Raw genomic sequence first — 18,834 nt, forward strand, 5'->3', positions numbered from 1 at the left:
ATAATCAGCTTATTTCCTGATACCACCATTGCTATGTCAACTTCTGATATTCACTGCACCTACCGCACCTTGGCCGAACCCGGCCAGGCCGAGTTTAAAGACAAAGGCAGCCGCTTTATCGCCTTTGCCTATCCCGTGCGCACGGCGGCAGAAGTGAAAAACCATGTGGACGCATTACGGCAGGAACACCACAAGGCGCGGCATTGGTGCTATGCCTATCGTTTAGGCACAGACGGCCTGCGGTTTCGCGCCAACGACGATGGCGAGCCTTCCGGCAGCGCCGGCCGGCCGATTTTGGGCCAGATTGATTCGGCCGGGCTGACCGATGTTTTGGTAGTGGTGGTGCGTTATTTCGGCGGCACGCTGCTGGGCGTGCCCGGCCTGATTCATGCCTACAAAACCGCCACCCAAATAGCCTTGCAGCAAACCGCGCAGGTGGAAAAAAATATTGAAAAACGGGTAACCCTGCGCTGCGATTACCCGCATTTGAGCGAGGTTTTGCGGCTGGCCAAACAGCACGGCGTGGAAGTGTTGCAGCAGGATTTGCAACTGGATTGCCGCCTGCATTGCGCCGTGCCGCTAGCTAATTATGCCGCCTGCCTGGATGCCTGGCAGAAAATGCGGGCAGTGGAAATTTTGGAAGACGCACAAGAAAACGGAGAGGCTACCTGAAAATCTGTTTCTAATTTTCAGGTAGCCTTTATAGCCAACGAAATCTTATTTGAAAAGGATAACTTCATGAAATTACTCGTTATCGGCAGCGGCGGGCGTGAACACGCGCTGGCGTGGAAGCTGGCGCAGTCGCCCAAAGTGCAAACTGTGTTTGTCGCACCCGGCAATGCCGGTACCGCGCAAGAACCCAAGCTGCAAAACTTGCCTTTGAAAACGCATCAGGAACTGATTGATTTCTGCCGCCGTGAGCAGATTGCCTTCACTGTAGTCGGCCCCGAAGCGCCGCTAGCAGCCGGCATAGTGGATGATTTCCGCGCCGCCGGTCTGCCAGCGTTCGGTCCCACCCGCGCCGCCGCCCAGCTGGAAAGCTCCAAAGATTTCGCCAAGGCCTTTATGGCGCGGCACGGCATCCCCACCGCGCAATATCAAACCTTTGCCGATGCGGCTGCCGCCCATGATTATGTGGCTGCCAAAGGCGCGCCGATTGTGATTAAGGCAGACGGCTTGGCCGCCGGCAAAGGCGTGGTGGTGGCGCAAACCGAAGAACAGGCACATCAAGCCATCGACCAAATGCTGCTCGACAATAAAATGGGCGATGCCGGTGCACGCGTGGTGATTGAAGATTTTTTACAGGGTGAAGAAGCCAGCTTTATCGTGATGGTAGATGGCGAAAACGTGCTGCCGATGGCCACCAGCCAAGACCATAAACGCCTGCTCAACGGCGACCTTGGCCTGAATACCGGTGGCATGGGTGCATACAGCCCCGCGCCCATCGTTACGCCCGAGGTGTATCAGCGTGCCATGGAAGGAATCATCCTGCCCACCGTGCGCGGTATGTGCGAGGAAGGACGTGAATTCACGGGATTTCTCTATGCCGGCCTGATGATTGACGCCGATGGTGCGCCTTATACCGTGGAATTCAACTGCCGTTTCGGCGACCCGGAAACCCAGCCGATTATGAGCCGTTTGGACAGTGATTTGGTGGATTTGATCCAAGCTGCGTTGGATCGGAAACTGGATACGGTTAAAGCCGAATGGAAAGCGCAAAGCGCCGTGGGCGTGGTGCTGGCTTCCGCAGGCTATCCCGAACGCTCCAGCAAAGGTGGCATCATTGAAGGCATCGAAGCGGCTAACCGCATTAGCAAAGTTTTCCATGCCGGTACAGCCACAGAGGCTGGCTACACCGTTACCAACGGCGGTCGTGTCTTGTGTGTGGTAGGCTTGGGCGATAATTTGGCGGCCGCCAAGCAGCAGGCCTACCAAGCCGTGTCCGAGATTAATTTTCCCGGCATGCAGTATCGCCATGATATTGCCGATAAGGCTTTGCGCTGAGATATAATCGCCCCAAGGCATGATACAGCTGTTGTTGTTTCGCCTTGCTGTACTATTTGTACTGTCTACGGCTCGTCGCCTTGTTTCATGCCTATTTGAAACGACTAAATATTTAAACAAAAACGTGGTTCCAACTGGAATCACGTTTTTGTTAGATAGGTGAATTAAGCTGTGCGCGGCGAGTTTCAGGTAGCCTGCCAATATCTGAAGGCTACCTGAAGGCATAGTTTATACCCTGCCCGTACAAGATTGGCTGCAGGCATGGAGAAGATAGAGTAGTTTTGTTATAATAGCCGCTGGTTTTCTTAGCAATTTCATTGTATTCGCAAGAAAAAACAAGCAGCCGGCGGGGCAGCCGCCGTTTTTGTGTAATTTACATATAAAGGGACATCATGTCTGATAAACTGATTCTGGTATTAAACTGTGGCAGCTCCTCTGTTAAAGGTGCCGTATTAGACAGCACCAACGGCGAAGTTCTGCTGAGCTGCCTGGCCGAAAAACTCCACCTGTCCGACGCGCGCATTATTTTTAAAGCAAACGGTGAAAAACGTACCGTAAGCCTCGCTGGGAAGCCCGATCACACCGGCGCTGTTGAGGCCTTGATGAGTGAATTGGAAGCACGTAAGCTTGACAAACGCATTGGCGCAGTCGGTCACCGCGTGGTACACGGTGGTGAACGCTTCAAAGAATCTTGCCTGATTAACAATGAAGTAATTAAAGGCATTGAAGAGTGCATCATGCTTGCTCCGCTACACAATCCTGCCAACCTGCTCGGTATCCGTGCTGCCATGAGTATTTTCAGTCACGTGCCGCATGCTGTTGTGTTTGATACTGCCTTCCACCAATCTATGCCCGAGTACGCCTACACTTATGCCGTGCCGCGCGAGCTTTATCGCCAATACGGCTTGCGCCGCTACGGAGCCCACGGTACCAGCTATCGCTTCGTGGCCATCGAAGCTGCCCGCTTGCTAGGCCGTAGCGAAGAAGGCCTGCGCCTCGTGATTGCCCACCTTGGTAACGGTGCTTCTATTGCTGCTTCCAATAGCGGTAAATGCTGCGATACCAGCATGGGACTCACCCCGCTTGAAGGCCTAGTGATGGGCACCCGCAGCGGTGATATCGATGCCAACGTGTTCCCATTTCTACACAACAACGTCGGCCTGAATATTGAGCAGATCACCGACTTGCTGCATAAACAAAGCGGCCTGCTTGGCATTTCTGAGCTTTCCAACGACTGTCGCGAAATAGAAGAAGCTGCCAGCAAAGGCCACGAAGGCGCCAAGCTCGCGTTGGAAGTATTTTCCTACCGTTTGGCTAAATACGTTGCCTCCATGAGTGTAGCTGCAGGCGGCCTGGACGCACTCGTTTTCACTGGTGGTATCGGCGAAAATTCCAGCACCATCCGCAGTAAAACCATCGGCTACCTGGGCTTCCTTGGACTCACCATAGATGAGAAAGCAAATCTTGCCGCCCGGTTCGGCGAAGATGGTATCATTAGTCAAGCCGGCAGCACCTCGCTAGTCATGGTTATCCCCACCAATGAAGAGTTGATGATTGCCCAAGATACCGCCCATCTAGCCAGCATCGAATAAACCAAATCACTGTTGAAGCAAGGTAAAGGCTACCTGAAACTGAAGACAAACGGTTTCAGGTAGCCTTTACCTTGCCATATGTGTGCTACCGTCTTCTCTTGCTCGCATATGCTGCACAGCGGCGCGAGTGGTGAACGAGGCGGGCAGCTCAATTTGACCGATAGTTTTTGGATGAGGGGAGTAAGCGATGAAAAACTGTTTTCCGTATTGGTATTGGAACTGACCTTACTGCTGGCCGGTTGTGGTAACAAGCCGGGGGCAGAGTTTGTGGGAAAGTAGCAGATCCCAATTAAATAACTATCAATATGAAATTAAACAAAATGAAGATGCCTTTAGTTGTTAAATCATAGGGGAATAATCCTTTAGATGCTCATACACTAGAGGGCAAATTGCTGAATAACACACTGATAGTAAATGAAATACTGAATTTGCTATTGACCAAACTACTGGAGAAATGATTCTTCGTGATACAGGCGAAAGATTTAAGAGAATTGAATAGCGTTGTATAAGATTAAGTTATTTAGCGTAAGATTGGGTTATGAATTTCAATCTAACTTAACCTATATGAATTATCCAACACCCAAATGATTCAAATTCCCTTTTCAGGTAGCCTCACGTTACTAGGTAGGCTACCTGAAAATGTTTTTCTGTAGCCTTTAGGCCAGTTTGGCGGCTACGTCGCGCAGGGCGGTGCGCAGGCCTTCTTCGATTACAGGGTGGTAGAAGGGCATGTCGAGCATTTGCGGCACGGTCATGTGCTGCTGATGCGCCCAGGCGAGGAGGTGGGCGATGTGTTCTAGCGCGGGGCCGATGCCTTCGGCGCCGAGGAAGCGGCCGGTTTCGCGGTCGGCATACACACGCAGGCTGCCTTGGTTTACCAGCATCACGCGGCTGCGGCCTTGGTTGCGGAAGGATACTTGGCCGGCCACCAGTTTGCTGCCGTATTCTTTTTCCAGCTGGGCAAAGCGCGCGCCTACGCTGATGATCTGCGGGTTGGAGAACACCACGCCGATCATGCTGCGGCGCAGGCCGTCCCGCACATCGGGATAGCGGCCGGCGTTTTCACCGGCGATTTTGCCTTGGTCGGAAGCTTCGTGTAGCAGGGGCAGTTGGTTGGAAGCGTCGCCGGCAATAAAAATGTGCGGGATGCTGGTTTGCATGGTGCGCGGGTTGGCCACGGGCACGCCGCGTGCGTCTTTCTTGATATTGAGGTTTTCCAGCCCGATGTTGTCCACATTGGGGCGGCGACCGATGGCGGCGAGCAAGCAGTCGGCGGTGAATACGCCGCTTTCGCCGTCTTGCGTCCATGCCACTTCTACTTGGCCTTTATCGTTGAGCCGGGTTTCGGTTTGGGCGTTGAGGTGGAGCGGAATTTCCTGGCCGAAGATGGCTCTGGCATCTTCCAGCACCACAGGGTCGGAAATACCGCCGATGAGGCCGCCCAAGCCGAACATTTCCACGCGTACGCCGAGGCGGCTCAAGGCTTGGCCAAGCTCGAGGCCGATCACGCCGGTACCGAATACGGCCACGCTCTCGGGCAGGGTATCCCATGAGAATACGTCATCATTGATGACGAGACGGTCGCCCAGTGCCTGCCATTGCGGCAGTACGATGGGGCGGGAGCCAGTGGCGATTACGATGCGTTCGGCGCGAATTTGGGTGTGGTCGTCGATTTGCACGGTGTGGTCGTCGATGAATTTAGCCTGCCCTATGATGCGGCGCTCGGCAGACCAGGCTTCTACGTCTTCCAGCACGAAGCCGACGAAGCGGTCGCGCTCGGATTTGACGCGGCTCATCACTTCTTCGCCGTTTACGCTGATGCTGGATTTATCCAGATGCACGCCGAAGGGATCGGTGTGCAGGGCGTGGTGGCGGGCTTCTGCGGCGGCAATCAAGAGCTTGGAGGGCATGCAGCCGACGCGGGCGCAGGTGGTGCCGAAAACGTGGCTTTCGATGAGATAAACGTTTCCGGTGTAGAGGCGGGCATTGCGGAAGGCGCCCATGCCGGCGGTGCCGCCGCCGATAACGACGACGTCTGCAGTAAGGTGTTTCATGTCTGCTTTCCTTATGTGGGAAGACCTTTCAGGTAGCCTGTATGGCTGACAAAAGGCTACCTGAAAATATCGGCTGCTGCGGGGTAACAGGCTACCTGAAAGGTCTTGGGAAAAGAGCCGCCCTGTTCGGGCGGCTCGCAAAGCTATCTACTGTATTGGCAACTGGATAGCTGGAAAATTAGGCGCGTTTGGCCAAGTATGCGTCCAAGTCTTCGCTGCCGCCGATGTATTTGCCGCCGATGAACACTTGCGGGGCGGTTACTTTGCCGGTAATGGCACGTACGGAAACGATGCTGGCGTCTTTGCCCAACACGATTTCTTCGTAAGCCAGGCCTTTTTCTTTCAAAGCGGCTTTGGCTTTGGCGCAGAAGGGACAGCCGGGTTTGGTGAAGATGGCGATGGATTCTTGCGGTTTCCAGTTCGGAGCCACGAATTTCAGCATGGTGTCGGCATCGGAAACTTCAAAGGGGTCGCCTTCTTTGATCGGCTCGATGAAGGCTTCCACGATTTTGCCGTCGTCCACCAGCATGGAGTAGCGCCAAGAGCGTTTGCCGAAACCGATGTCTTCATCGCTCACTTCCATGCCCATGCCGCGGGTGAATTCGCCGTTGCCGTCCGGGATCATGGTGATGTTGTGGGCTTCTTCGTCGGCAGCCCAAGCGTTCATTACGAAGGTGTCGTTTACGGATACGCACAGGATGTCGTCGATACCGTTTTCTTTAAATGCAGGAGCCAGCTCGTTGTAGCGCGGCAGGTGGCTGGAAGAGCAGGTGGGGGTGAACGCGCCGGGCAGGGCGAATACCACTACTTTTTTGCCTTTGAACAATTCGTCGGTGGTGACATCTTTCCAAGAATCAGCCACGCGGGTGTGGAAGGTTACGTTCGGAACTTGCTGACCAACCAATTGGTCGCGGGATTTGATGTTGATAGACATATAGAGCTCCTTATATCAGGGTGTCAGAAATAATGCGGATGAATTTGCGAGATACGGTGTATCGACAGGGCGGCATTCTAGCCGCCGCCAGGCGATTTGTATAATTTATAGTTCAAATAATATGAATTGCTTTGATCTATAAATAGCTCGCGTGCACCTTGTCGGTGCGTATATACGGGAAACAACATTTGTTTTTATTAGGGCTGGCGGCAGAAATTCAATAGGCTAGGCAGAAATTTGTTGCCCAAGGCTACCTGAAACTATTTTATCTAATAAAAATCAATATATTAAAATGAAAATAGCCTTTTCCCTTGAAAAAAAAACGGCCAAACCCATTTACTGGGCAAGTTAAAGCGCCAGCAAGGCGCTGTCTGAATTCTACTAATCTCTAAGGAGCAATCCATTATGGCAAAAGTTATCGGTATCGATTTGGGTACCACCAATTCCTGCCTGGCCATTTCTGAAAACGGCCAGACTAAAGTAATCGAAAACGCCGAAGGCGCACGCACCACTCCCTCCGTTATCGCCTATCTGGACGGCGGCGAAATCCTCGTGGGCGCGCCGGCCAAACGCCAGGCCGTTACCAACGCAAAAAATACCATCTACGCGGTAAAACGCCTGATCGGCCACAAATTTGAAGATAAAGAAGTGCAGAAAGACATCGACCTGATGCCTTTCAAAATCGTGAAAGCCAAAAACGGCGACGCTTGGGTGGAAGCACAAGGCAAAGAGCTTTCTCCGCCGCAAATTTCCGCCGAAGTGCTGCGTAAAATGAAAGAAGCCGCCGAAGCCTATTTGGGCGAAAAAGTAACCGAAGCAGTGATTACCGTGCCGGCTTATTTCAACGACAGCCAACGCCAAGCCACTAAAGACGCAGGCCGCATCGCCGGTTTGGATGTGAAACGCATCATCAACGAGCCCACCGCAGCTGCACTGGCTTTCGGTATGGACAAAGGCGCCAAAGGCGACCGCAAAATCGCCGTATACGACTTGGGCGGCGGCACCTTCGATATTTCCATCATCGAAATTGCCGATTTGGACGGCGAAAAACAGTTTGAGGTACTCTCCACCAATGGAGACACCTTCCTTGGTGGTGAAGACTTCGATCAACGCCTGATCGACTACATCATTTCCGAGTTCAAGAAAGACCAAGGCATCGACCTGAAAACCGATGTGATGGCCTTACAGCGCCTGAAAGAAGCCGCCGAAAAAGCCAAAATCGAGCTTTCCAGCGGCCAGCAGACCGAAGTGAACCTACCCTACATCACCATGGACGCCACCGGTCCCAAACACTTGGCCATGAAGATTACCCGCGCCAAGTTTGAAAGCCTGGTGGAAGACCTGATCGAGCGTTCTATCGTGCCCTGCCGCACCGCTATCAAAGATGCCGGCCTGAGCGTGAACGACATCGACGACGTAATTTTGGTGGGCGGCCAGAGCCGTATGCCTAAAGTTCAGGAAACCGTGAAAGAATTCTTTGGCAAAGAGCCGCGCAAAGACGTGAACCCCGATGAAGCCGTGGCTTTGGGTGCCGCCATTCAGGGCGAAGTGTTGGGCGGCGGCCGCAGCGACGTATTGCTGCTCGACGTTACCCCGCTGTCTTTGGGCATCGAAACCATGGGCGGTGTGATGACCAAACTCATCAACAAAAACACCACTATCCCCACCAAGGCTTCGCAAGTGTTCTCCACCGCCGAAGACAACCAGAGCGCCGTAACCATCCATGTGTTGCAGGGCGAACGCGAACGCGCTTCTGCCAACAAATCACTCGGCCAATTCAACCTCGGCGATATTGCCCCCGCTCCGCGTGGCATGCCGCAGATTGAAGTTGCCTTCGATATCGACGCCAACGGCATCCTGCACGTGTCTGCCAAAGACAAAGGCACCGGCAAAGCTGCCAACATCACCATCCAAGGTTCTTCCGGCTTGAGCGAGGAAGAAATCGAACGCATGGTGAAAGACGCCGAAGCCAATGCCGAAGAGGATAAAAAACTGCACGAACTGGTGCAGAGCCGCAACCAGGCCGAAGCCTTGATTCACTCCGTGAAAAAATCACTGGCCGACTACGGCGACAAACTCGACGCAGCCGAGAAAGAAAAAATCGAAGCCGCGCTGAAAGAAGCCGAAGAAGCCGTGAAAGGCGACGACAAAGCCGCTATCGATGCCAAAGCCGAAGAGCTGGGCAAAGCCAGCCAGAAACTGGGCGAAATGCTGTACGCCGATGCCCAGAAGCAGGCTCAGGAAACCCAAGCCGGCCAGTCTGCCGACAGCGAGCAGCCGAAAAAAGGCGATGATGTGGTAGATGCCGAGTTTGAAGAAGTGAAAGATGACAAATAAGTATTGTCCGCTTTAGCGAATGATGAAAAGGCTACCTGAAAGCGAAGCTTCAATGCAGTTAAAACGCAGCACAGCAAAGCTTCTGCGAAGCTAAATTTTTCAGGTAGCCTTTTTGTAAATCCAGGCCGTTGTCGCTAGCCAAAGAAACCCATGCGCACTTGAATCAGTTTCTCCAATTCGCTCACCACGCGGCGGCGAGCCACAAACAGGATGATGTGGTCGCCGTCGGCCAGTTGCACGTCTTGATGTCCCATAAATACTTCTTCACCGCGCACCACGGCGGCAACGTGGCAACCGTTGGGCCAGCGCACGGCGCTCACGCGGCGGCCGACCAGCTTGGAGGTATCTTTGTCGCCGTGTGCCACGATTTCGATGGCTTCGGAATTGCCGCCGCGCAGGGGGTGTACAGCTTCCACGTCGCCGCGCCGGATATGCGCCAAAATTGAACCGATGGTCACCAAGTGGGGCGACACGGCGATGTCGATGGTGTTACCTTGCAGCAAATCCACGTAGCTGGAGCGGTTTACGATGGCGATAACGCGTTTGGCACCGAGGCTTTTGGCCAGCATACCGGCCATGATGTTGTTTTCGTCATCGTTGGTGAGTGCGCAGAACACATCGATTTCGTCGATGTATTCGCCTTCAAGCAGGCTTTCGTCTGCGGCAGAACCGTGCAGCACGAGAGTGCTGTTGAGGTTTTCAGAAAGCCATTCGGCACGTTTTTCGTTGATTTCGATGATTTTCACATCGAAGCAGTCTTCCAGCTGGCGGCTGAGGCGGAAGCCGATTTGGCCGCCGCCGGCGATCATCACACGCCGCGTGGGCTGCTGCTGCGGGCGTAATTCGCGCAATACTTCGGTCACTTGAGAAGTGGCGGCGGCCACGAATACTTCGTCGCCCGGCTGAATTACGGTTTGCGGCGTGGGCATAATCAGCTTGTTGTTGCGGTAGATGGCGCAGATTTGGCAGTCGGTGTCTTCGGGCAGGTGTTCGTGGATGGTGTGGATGGGCTGCCCCAAAAGCCGCCCGCCGCTTTGTGCGCGTACCACGAGCATGCGCACTTTGTCTTCGGCAAAGGTGAGCACCTGCAGGGCGCTGGGGTGGCAGAGCAAATCGGCCAGCCGCTCGGTAACCAGCTGTTCGGGGCAGATGGATTCGCTCACACCGAATAAATCGAGCGTGCTGCGGCCAGCGTTATCTTCTTCGACATCGCAGCCGGTGAATTCCAAATAATCGGAAAGGCGCACGCGGGCGATGCGGTTAGGAATGTTGAACAGGCTGGAAGCCAGTTTGCAGGCGGCTAGATTGGTTTCATCGTGGCGGGTGAGGGCAAGCAACAGATCAGTGTCGTAGGCGCCGCCTTCGGCCATCATGGCTGGTGAGGAGCCGTTGCCCAGCAGGGTTTGCACATCGAGCTTACTGCCGATGTTGTGCAGGGCTTCGGGATCGTTGTCGATGATGGTAACGTCGTGGTTGGGGATTTCCACCAGATTCTGTGCTACGGCAGTGCCTACTTGGCCGCTACCTAAGATGAGGATTTTCATATTGGAAGATTAGACTTGGCGGCCAAAGTTTCAGATAGCCTGCCAAAGGGTTAGGAAATAAAGGTAAATGCGAGAGGCCGCTTTAAACCATAGCGGGCTGAATGCCGGAAACTAGTTGCTTGAGCTGCTCAGGTTTGAGCAAGCGGATGTGTTTGTATTCCACTTCAATCAGCCCTTCTTGGCTGAATTTGGAGAGTGTTCGGCTCACTGTTTCCAGCTTCAGCCCCAAATAGCTGCCGATTTCCTCGCGCGACATACGTAAAATAAAATCGTTGGCCGATAGGCCACGTTTTTTCAATCGTTGTGACAAATTCAGCAAAAATGCCGCCAGCCGCTCTTCGGCACGCATATTGCCCAAAAGCAGCATCACATTTTGGTCACGTACGATTTCTTGGCTGAACAGGCGGTAGAAATGTAGCTGCAATTCGGGTACCGCCGCGCACAGCTCTTCCATATTAGCATAGGGCAACTCGCACACTTCCGTATCTTCCAGCGCCACCGTATCGCAGTAGTGTATTTGGTTACAGATGCCGTCCATGCCCACCAGTTCGCCCGACATAAAAAAACCAGTAACTTGATCCCGCCCGTCTTGGTTGGCTATAACCGTTTTCAGGAAACCGGTGCGTACCACAAACAGCGAATCGAACCCGTCACCATTACGGAACAGGAAATCACCTTTTTTCAGGCGACGGCTGCGTTTGATAACCGCATCAACGCGCTCTACCGCCACCGCAATCGCGGCATTGGGCTGGCATAGTTCTTTAAAAACGCACCGCGAGCAAGTTGTGGAGTGGGGCATGGCTTTCATGTGTGTGCTAACTTTCTAAGCAAGAAGAGCCTATAAAGCGGCGGCAATTATCGTTTATACTTGCCACCTTGCAATATTTGGGGCAAATTGCCGAACACTGGCATTTTACCCGATTTCACAAACAAAACCTATACTGCATATTTATCAAATAGTAACAGCAACATAAATACAACCATACTTACCGACCACACTCAAGAAATTATCTTCGGCCGCTAGCTTATCGCCCCCCTACCCGCCAATGATTCATACTACATCCCTATCTCCACCGCTGACCACTTCTACAACAGCTTCACTGCCAATACTACATCCGAGCCGTGCAAAGTCTCCCCTGGCCTCCTCTCGCTCTATTAATCCACATTCCCTTCTGCGACACCATCTGCCTCCAATGCCGCATTGACACCAACATCGTGCCCGATAGCAACACCAAGCTAGACATGTTCCAGCAAATTGTGCAGCACTGGCCAGTGAAAACTACATTTTTATCGGTGTGGACACACCACTTTGCCAAACCTAAAGACGAACCCTCTATAATCTTGCGTGAAGGTTGCATGCTCCTTCTTCCGAGGCTACTTGCTCAACGAAAATGACTTGCTGCTCCGCCGAATGTCGACAGCCCTCTGTCCCAGTACTTTGCCGCCGAAGGCTTGGTTGAGCTAAATGAAACCAGCCTGAGCGTTACCCCAAAAGACCATTTCCTCATCTGCAACATCGCCATGATGTTCAATCACCATCTGCACTCCCGCGATACCGCCGCCAAATATTCGCAAATCGTGTTAGCCATTTTTTTCTTCACAGAAACTTAACCTTGGTTGCGCCAAGACATTGTTTTAATTTTGTTGAATCTAAGGTGAGCCAACGCAATAGGAAGAAAGAAGTGCTTTAGTTATCCTGCGACTCTCCCTCCAAACCCGATATAATCCCGCCATCATGAGCAAACCCACCGCCAAACCCCGCAAGCTCCCGAAGCCCGATCCGCGTCACGCCCGAGCCGGCGAAGAGCTGCAACGCCACCTCGGCCACAGCTTCCAGAATCCCCGCCTCTTCGAGCAGGCGCTCACCCACCGCAGCTACAGCGCCCAAAACAACGAACGCTTCGAGTTTGTCGGCGACGCCATCCTCGATTACAGTGTGGCCAAAATGCTGTTCGACGCCTTTCCCGGCTACAGCGAAGGCGAACTCTCCCGCCTGCGCGCCAATTTGGTCAACCAAGACGTACTCGCCGAAATCGCCCGCAGCATGGGCGTGGGCGATGCGCTGTATTTGGGCGTGGGCGAACTCAAAAGCGGCGGCTTCGACCGCCCCTCCATCCTGGCCGATGCCGTGGAAGCCCTGCTGGCCGCCATCAGCTTCGATGCCGATTTTGCCGCCGCCGAGCAAACCGTGCGCCGCCTGTTTGCCCAGCGCATTGCCAACATCGACTTGAGCAACCAGGGCAAAGACCCGAAAACCCTGCTCCAAGAAGCCCTGCAAGCCCGCCGCCTGCCCCTGCCCAAATACCGCATCGAACACCAATCCGGCGAGGGCTGCGACGCCCGTTTCGACATCGCCTGTGACCTGGGCGAACTCGCCCACATCACCCGTGCCCAAGCCGCCAGCCGCCGCGCCGCCGAACAAGCTGCGGCCAAAGAGGCGCTGGATTGGCTGCAAGAGCAGCATCCGCTGCCCGGCAAAAACAAAAAACACCGCAAATCCCGTGCCTGAATCGCTGCTGATGCCGCCATCATTCAGGCCAATAATGTTTGAGCTAATGCAAACAAGCCTTACTGGCAGGATTTACTGATAGAAAACGGCGTATTATATATAGCTACTCATTTTCAACTTAATAAAGGAATCAATCATGGTTTTTGTATTCAGCGTCTTATTCGGCGCATTTATCGGCATCTTCTTCTTATGGTTTTCTTCCAAAAACGCGGTAAAAGACCATCCTGAACTGCGCATCCATGTGCCTGAAGGAGCGGAAAGCTCGCCAGAATGGCAGGAGTGGGCGCAGGAAAACGGCTATAAACTGAACGACAAAGGCGTGTGGGCCAAAGGCACCGGTATGCTCACCAGCGCCACCGAAATCCGCTTTGAAGGCAACGATATGTTGGTTCAGGAGTGCATTAACTTCCTGCTCGGCATCAACCGCTTCGCCATCAACGCCCCCATTCTGGCCGGCAAACCCGTGCGCATGGTGAAAATCAAAGCATTGAACAAGCTCATGGCACAGTGGAATCTGCCCGAAATCGTGTTCGGCAACCCAGAAGACAAAGTTCACATTAAAAACTAAGCCGCTATATTTTAGCTTTGTTGAAGCCCACGTTTTCAGGTAGCCTATTGAGCATTCCGCACAGGCTACCTGAAAATATATCCATATGAACAACATGAATTATTCCAACACCAAACATCCAACCGCCTTCCGCTGCGGCTTCGTGGCTATCGTTGGCCGGCCGAACGTGGGCAAATCCACGCTGATGAACCACCTCATCGGCCAAAAAATCAGCATCACCAGCAAGAAGGCCCAAACCACCCGCCACAAAATCACCGGCGTTTATACCGATGAGCGCAGCCAGTTCATCTTCGTGGACACCCCCGGCTTCCAAACCCGCCACCGCAACGCGCTCAACGACCGGCTCAACCAAAACGTTACCGAAGCCATCGGCGGCGTAGACGTGGTGGCTTTCGTGGTGGAAGCCATGCGTTTCAGCGAAGCCGACCGCGCCGTGATCCGCCTACTGCCCAAACACCTGCCCGTAATTTTGGTGGTGAACAAAATCGACCGCGCCAAAAGCAAGGCCGAGCTCGACGACTTTATCCAACAGCTGCAGCAAGAATTTAATTTTGCCGGCGTAGAGGCCGTGAGTGCCAAACATGGGCTGCGCATAGGCGAGCTGCTTGCCATCCTGCGCCCCCACCTGCCCGAGAGCGTGCCGCTCTACCCCGAAGACGCGGTCACCGACCGCTCCGCCCGTTTCCTCGCCGCCGAAATCGTGCGCGAAAAACTGTTCCGCCACCTCGGCGAAGAGCTGCCCTATGCCGCCAACGTGGTAGTGGAACAGTTTGAAGAAGAAGACGGGCTATACCGCATCTACATCGCCGTGTTGGTGGATAAAGACGGCCAAAAAGCCATCATCATCGGCAAAGGCGGCGAAAAACTGAAAAAAATCTCCACCGAAGCCCGGCTAGATATGGAAAAACTGTTTGAAACCAAAGTATTCCTCAAAGTTTGGGTGAAAGTGAAATCCGGCTGGGCAGATGATGCCCGCTTCCTGCAAGAATTCGGGCTGTAGGGCTGCTTCGTTACAGCTCACGTTTTAGCTGCGCAGAAATTGGCTTCGCTTATTTTAACTGCGTTGAAGCTCACGCTTTCAGGTAGCCTTAACGCTTCTGCCCGCTAACCGACCGTATCGGCAACACACCGTACTCCATCCAACCATCCCCACCGGAGGCCATATGTCGCACCCCATCACCCCCGAAGCCGCCCAAGCGCGCATCGACCGCATCCAAGCCCTCTACCGCGAATGGAAGCACCTACTGCCCGAGCTGGAGGCTGCCCAGGAGCAATGGCAGCACGCCATGCGGCTGATGCGCGAAATGTCCGATTTTTACGACCGCGAATACATGCCGCTGCACCAAGCCATCGAAAACGGCCTGCCCGTTTCCCTGGCCACCGAAGGCGAATACAGCATCATGAGCGAAGACGCCCTGTGGAACGCCTTCCAGCAGCAATACGACCTATCCTGGGCCTGGCTGCGCGCCGCTACCCACGAGCTCGATCCGCAAAACCGCTTCCACTTCGACCCGACAGCAACCGATGAATAAACAAAGGCTACCTGAAATTTCAGGTAGCCTTTGTTTGGGCAGATGCCTTATTTCTGGTTGGCTTCCAGCGCTTGCTGCAAAGCATCTTTCGGCATATAGCCGGGCACTACTTTGCCATTGGGGAACACCATGGTGGGGGTGCCGTTGAAGCCGTAGCGGTTGCCCAGCGCCATGGTTTCTTTTACCGGGTTTTCGCAGCCGGCGGATTCGGGCGGCACGGTACCTTTGCGCATCCAATTGATCCAGGCGGCGGTGCGGTCGGGGCTGCACCAGATGCGCACAGCTTTGGCTTCTGCAGCGGGGTGCAAATCGGGGATGGGCATCATGAAATTGTAGATGGTGATGTCGGTCATCTGCTCGAATTCTTTTTCCAAACGGCGGCAGAAGGGGCAGTCGGGGTCGGAGAACACGGCCACTTTCAGCCTGCCGTTGCCGCGCACTTCTTTAATGGCGGAATCAAGCGGCAGGGCGGCGAAGTCGATGCGGTTGAGCTCTTCGCGGCGGGTTTCGGAAAGGTTGCTGCGTTTGTTCACATCGATCAAATCGCCGGTAAACATATAGTTGCCGTCGCCAGTCATGTACACCAGCTGATTGCCAGAAAGGAACACTTCATATAGGTTGTCTACGGGAGCGGGGGTAACGCTCAGCACTTCCAGGCCTTGGTTGCCGTAGGTTTGGGTGAGCTTGCTGCGGATAACGGCTTCGGGGCTACCGGCAGGCGCGGCTGCAGCCGAAGCGGCAGTACCGGAGGCGTTTTGCTGCACGGCGGGCTGGGCATTGCAGGCAGCTAGGGGCAGCAGTGCGGCCAGCAAGATGGCGGAGAGGGTGTGCTTCATTTGTTTGTTCTCATTAAATGGTTAAAAACAGGGGCGCATTATACCGAAATCTGCGCAGGCGGGCTTTTGTGGCGTGTAAATGTCATTTATCGTCCGGATTGGCTTTCAGGTAGCCTTTGTAAAGGCTACCTGAAACTGTTTGGGCAGCAGCAATGTGTTTTTCAGCCCAACAGCCCCGGCCAGCGTGCCAATACGCGCTCTACAGCATCGGATTGGCGCAGCAATTCACCCTGCCATTGCCCGGCGGCCTGCCGCCATTGCGGCAGCTGTTGCAGCAGCTGCCGCCAGCTCTCGGCACGGGCGGCGGGAGTGAGCGCGGCGGCGTGGTTCAAGTCGTCGGAAAGGGCTTGGTGGGCGGCGGGAAGCGGGGCAAACGCGGCGGCTTTATGCCAGAAGGCGTGCAGCTTGGGCAGGTGTGCCTGCTCGGCCTGTGGATAGATGTGCCACAGCAGGGGCTTACCGGCAAGCTGGGCGCGCACAAAGCTGTCTTCGCCGCGTACGATGGCCATATCGGCCAGCCATAACACGGCATCAAATTCGGCCTGCGGCACAAAACCAATGCGGATAAGCCGCACCGCGCCGGCCTGCCACACGCTGCCAGGCTCGTGCAGGGCATGCTCGGGAATCGCGCCGGTTTGGCGCAGGCTGTGGATAATTTGCCGGTCGGCCAGCCATACGTCTAAGGCTTCGCCCGCTGTCTGCCAGGCGGCGAGCCAATCGGCCCATTGTGCGCCGGCATAGCCGAAGCAGAAACATTGCACGGCGCGGCGCGGAGTCTCAGGTAGCCCCAAGCGGCGGCGCAAGGCGGCTTGGGCAGCGGGGTTAGCAAGAAAGGCCTGCTGTTTTTTCAGGTAGCCTGCTTCGCGCAGGAGGCCGCCGCTGATTTCGCTAAAACCCATCAGCCAAAAATATTTTTCTGCGCCGTCGGCTTGCAGCGAAAGCTTGCCGTGCATGGCTTCCGCCCAAGGTTCGGCGCTGAGGTATTCCCAATTTAGCCACAGCGGGCGGTGTGTGCGGACGGCGGCCAGCGCAGCGGGAGGCAAATCACAGCCGAAGGTTTCAATCACCAAGGCGGGCGCAGCCACAGCCAATTCGGCCGCGATGCTTTCGGCCGCGTCGCCCTGCCAATGGTGCGCCCGAATCGCTGCAGGCAACGGGGCATCGCCGAGCAGTTTGGCCAGCGCGGCGGGATGGTCGTGCCAAAGGGCTACCTGAAAGCCGGCTTCGTTCAGCCGGCGTGCCAGCCGCAGGGAAACGCCGATGTCGCCGTAGTTGTCGATCACGCGGCAAAACAACCAGGCGGCAGGCTGAGTGTCGGTATGTTTGGATGGAAAAAACGGGTTTGATGGCACGATAAATCTTTCGCTGGGCAAATTCTCAGACAGGACGGGAATTTACGTTAGCTACGCGCTCTGTCAAGCGTTTTGGCGGAAATTTTTTTGGTTTTCCCACAAGGGGCTAAAGAAGCCGCTTTCGGATTGGCATAAAGGCTCAAATCTGCCACTTGACAAGATCCGATTTCATTTAACATATTGATATTTATATACTTTTAAAAAATTGGCCATTTTTTACGCAACCTAAGCCAAGGCCTGATTTATCAGGAAATCTTACGCTTCCCACAGGGTTTTCCACAAAGTTTTCCACAGCTTTTGTGGGTAAGGGATAAAGCTGCGATAGCCGCGTTTTTTTGGCAGATTATTGCCTGCGGCAGATGGGCGGACAGCTCGGAGGCGATGCTGTTCCCGCAAGAGCAGCCGACCAAGTTTCAGGTAGCCTTACGCATTGCTGCACCACTCAATGACGACGGCAAAAATGGCCTGTTGGGCAGGGAAAAGCGTTTCCAAGCTTGCGGGAACTGGAGGCTACCTGAAAATGCCGCCTCAATGGTAATCATCATTTTTAGCTTGGTTAGAAACTGCATCCAGGCCGACGCTTTCAGGTAGCCTTTTGCCGCGCCGCCGTTTCGGCTACCATAGCCGCCGTTTTATTGGTTTAAAGAAGCAATCATGACTTTCCAACAATGGCTGGATACCTGCCGACTGCCCCGCCTGGAAGCGCGGCTGCTGGTGGAAGCCGTGTGCCGCATCAATCATGTGCGGCTCATCAGCCGCAGCGGCGACGAATTGCCGCAGCCGCAACGTGCCGTACTCGACATGCTGGCGGCTCGCCGCCGCCGTGGCGAGCCGATGGCTTATTTGCTCGGCAGCTGCGAGTTTTACGGCAGAAGTTTCCGCGTGTCGCCCGCCGTGCTGATTCCGCGCCCCGAAACCGAGCTTTTGGTGGAAGCGGCACTTGCGCGCCTGCCCCCGGGCGGGCGGCTGTGGGATTTGGGCTGTGGCAGCGGCATCATCGGCCTTACCGTGGCACTGGAGCGTCCCGATGCCGCCGTGCGCGCTTCCGACATCAGCCCCGATGCGCTGGCCGTGGCGCAAGCCAATGCCGCCGCGTTGGGCGTAAGCATCGAATGGGCGCAAGGCTCATGGTTTGCGGCTCTGCCCGCGGCAGAAGGCCTGTTCGACGTCATCGCCAGCAATCCGCCCTACATCGAAGCCGGAGACGAGCATTTGCAGCAAGGTGACCTGCGCTTCGAGCCCGCTGCTGCGCTCACCGATTTTGCCGACGGCCTCAGCTATATCCGCACCCTCGCCGTCCAAGCCCAAGGCTACCTGAAACCCGGCGGCTGGCTGCTGCTGGAACATGGCTGGAACCAAGGCGAGGCCGTGCGCGGCATGTTGGCTGAACACGGCTGGCAGCAGGTGGAAACCCTACGCGACTTGGCCGGGCTGGATAGGGTGGGCATCGGGCGGAAGGCGGTATAGCCAACACGCTTTGACGGCCTTGGCTTGCCCTTGGTATGGGCAGTGTTCCGCTATACACGGAAATAACTGGCTTTATTTTGTCGGTGCACTCAAAAGGCTACCTGA

The 18,834-nt window shown here is 54.8% G+C and carries 16 protein-coding genes and 1 pseudogene; 11 read left to right on the forward strand and 6 right to left on the reverse strand.

Annotated elements, in window-relative coordinates; genetic code table 11:
• The first annotated feature begins 33 nt into the window (after nt 1-33).
• The 3 genes from A7P99_RS04465 to A7P99_RS04475 all read left to right on the forward strand — a co-directional run bounded on the left by A7P99_RS04465 (nt 34) and on the right by A7P99_RS04475 (nt 3,596).
• Nucleotides 34-672, forward strand: a complete 639-nt coding sequence (locus tag A7P99_RS04465) for a YigZ family protein (RefSeq protein WP_067448800.1) — start codon at nt 34-36, stop codon at nt 670-672.
• 66 nt (nt 673-738) lie between these two features.
• The gene (gene purD, locus A7P99_RS04470) at nt 739-2,004 is read left to right on the forward strand and encodes a phosphoribosylamine--glycine ligase (protein WP_067448798.1); all 1,266 of its coding nucleotides are present in this window, start codon (nt 739-741) and stop codon (nt 2,002-2,004) included.
• Nucleotides 2,005-2,396: 392 nt separating this feature from the next.
• Nucleotides 2,397-3,596 (forward strand): acetate kinase, encoded by a 1,200-nt coding sequence (locus A7P99_RS04475; RefSeq protein WP_067686638.1) that lies wholly within the window; start codon nt 2,397-2,399, stop codon nt 3,594-3,596.
• A 656-nt stretch (nt 3,597-4,252) separates the two neighbouring features.
• Here the strand turns inward: A7P99_RS04475 and A7P99_RS04480 are convergent.
• Both A7P99_RS04480 and A7P99_RS04485 read right to left on the reverse strand, forming a co-directional pair.
• Nucleotides 4,253-5,650 carry a dihydrolipoyl dehydrogenase gene (locus A7P99_RS04480; RefSeq protein WP_067448794.1) on the reverse strand — a complete coding sequence of 466 codons (1,398 nt, stop codon included), beginning with the start codon at nt 5,648-5,650 and terminating at the stop codon, nt 4,253-4,255.
• Nucleotides 5,651-5,828: 178 nt separating this feature from the next.
• Nucleotides 5,829-6,584: a glutathione peroxidase gene (locus A7P99_RS04485; RefSeq protein ID WP_067448792.1), complete on the reverse strand. Its 756-nt coding sequence runs from the start codon at nt 6,582-6,584 to the stop codon at nt 5,829-5,831.
• 405 nt (nt 6,585-6,989) lie between these two features.
• On the opposite strand from A7P99_RS04485, the gene dnaK reads away from it, so the two are divergent.
• The gene (gene dnaK, locus A7P99_RS04490; protein ID WP_067448790.1) at nt 6,990-8,921 is read left to right on the forward strand and encodes a molecular chaperone DnaK; all 1,932 of its coding nucleotides are present in this window, start codon (nt 6,990-6,992) and stop codon (nt 8,919-8,921) included.
• Between the two features lie 134 nt (nt 8,922-9,055).
• Here dnaK and trkA read toward each other — a convergent pair whose 3' ends face one another.
• Together trkA and A7P99_RS04500 are read right to left on the reverse strand one after the other, a co-directional pair.
• Nucleotides 9,056-10,465: a Trk system potassium transporter TrkA gene (trkA, locus tag A7P99_RS04495; RefSeq protein ID WP_067448788.1), complete on the reverse strand. Its 1,410-nt coding sequence runs from the start codon at nt 10,463-10,465 to the stop codon at nt 9,056-9,058.
• Between the two features lie 82 nt (nt 10,466-10,547).
• Entirely contained in the window at nt 10,548-11,273 is a 726-nt protein-coding gene (locus A7P99_RS04500) for a helix-turn-helix domain-containing protein (RefSeq protein WP_082880726.1), read from the reverse strand.
• A 644-nt stretch (nt 11,274-11,917) separates the two neighbouring features.
• On the opposite strand from A7P99_RS04500, the gene A7P99_RS09995 reads away from it, so the two are divergent.
• The 5 genes from A7P99_RS09995 (at nt 11,918) to A7P99_RS04520 (ending at nt 15,074) form a co-directional block, all read left to right on the forward strand.
• Complete coding sequence (locus A7P99_RS09995; RefSeq protein ID WP_153705527.1) at nt 11,918-12,076, forward strand: hypothetical protein; 159 nt, start codon at nt 11,918-11,920, stop codon at nt 12,074-12,076.
• A gap of 124 nt (nt 12,077-12,200) precedes the next feature.
• Entirely contained in the window at nt 12,201-12,974 is a 774-nt protein-coding gene (gene rnc, locus A7P99_RS04505) for a ribonuclease III (RefSeq protein ID WP_231863679.1), read from the forward strand.
• A gap of 136 nt (nt 12,975-13,110) precedes the next feature.
• Nucleotides 13,111-13,542, forward strand: a complete 432-nt coding sequence (locus A7P99_RS04510; protein ID WP_067448786.1) for a hypothetical protein — start codon at nt 13,111-13,113, stop codon at nt 13,540-13,542.
• 85 nt (nt 13,543-13,627) lie between these two features.
• Nucleotides 13,628-14,542: a GTPase Era gene (era, locus tag A7P99_RS04515; RefSeq protein ID WP_067448784.1), complete on the forward strand. Its 915-nt coding sequence runs from the start codon at nt 13,628-13,630 to the stop codon at nt 14,540-14,542.
• A gap of 163 nt (nt 14,543-14,705) precedes the next feature.
• The gene (locus A7P99_RS04520) at nt 14,706-15,074 is read left to right on the forward strand and encodes a DUF4298 domain-containing protein (protein ID WP_067448782.1); all 369 of its coding nucleotides are present in this window, start codon (nt 14,706-14,708) and stop codon (nt 15,072-15,074) included.
• Nucleotides 15,075-15,121: 47 nt separating this feature from the next.
• Here the strand turns inward: A7P99_RS04520 and A7P99_RS04525 are convergent, their stop codons facing one another.
• On the reverse strand, nt 15,122-15,910 hold the full coding sequence (locus tag A7P99_RS04525) for a DsbC family protein (protein WP_067448780.1): 789 nt from the start codon (nt 15,908-15,910) through the stop codon (nt 15,122-15,124).
• Nucleotides 15,911-16,071: 161 nt separating this feature from the next.
• Nucleotides 16,072-17,262, reverse strand: a complete 1,191-nt coding sequence (gene earP, locus A7P99_RS04530) for an elongation factor P maturation arginine rhamnosyltransferase EarP (RefSeq protein ID WP_067448957.1) — start codon at nt 17,260-17,262, stop codon at nt 16,072-16,074.
• 381 nt (nt 17,263-17,643) lie between these two features.
• On the opposite strand from earP, the gene A7P99_RS04535 reads away from it, so the two are divergent.
• Together A7P99_RS04535 and prmC are read left to right on the forward strand one after the other, a co-directional pair.
• A complete protein-coding gene (locus A7P99_RS04535; RefSeq protein WP_153705529.1) occupies nt 17,644-17,853 on the forward strand; it encodes a hypothetical protein in 210 nt (69 codons plus the stop codon).
• 57 nt (nt 17,854-17,910) lie between these two features.
• Nucleotides 17,911-18,729: pseudogene (gene prmC / locus A7P99_RS04540) on the forward strand (peptide chain release factor N(5)-glutamine methyltransferase); the annotation flags it as partial.
• Nucleotides 18,730-18,834 lie beyond the last annotated feature (105 nt).

The organism is Eikenella sp. NML120348 (assembly GCF_001648435.1).
GTDB classification, from domain to species: Bacteria; Pseudomonadota; Gammaproteobacteria; order Burkholderiales; family Neisseriaceae; genus Eikenella; species Eikenella exigua.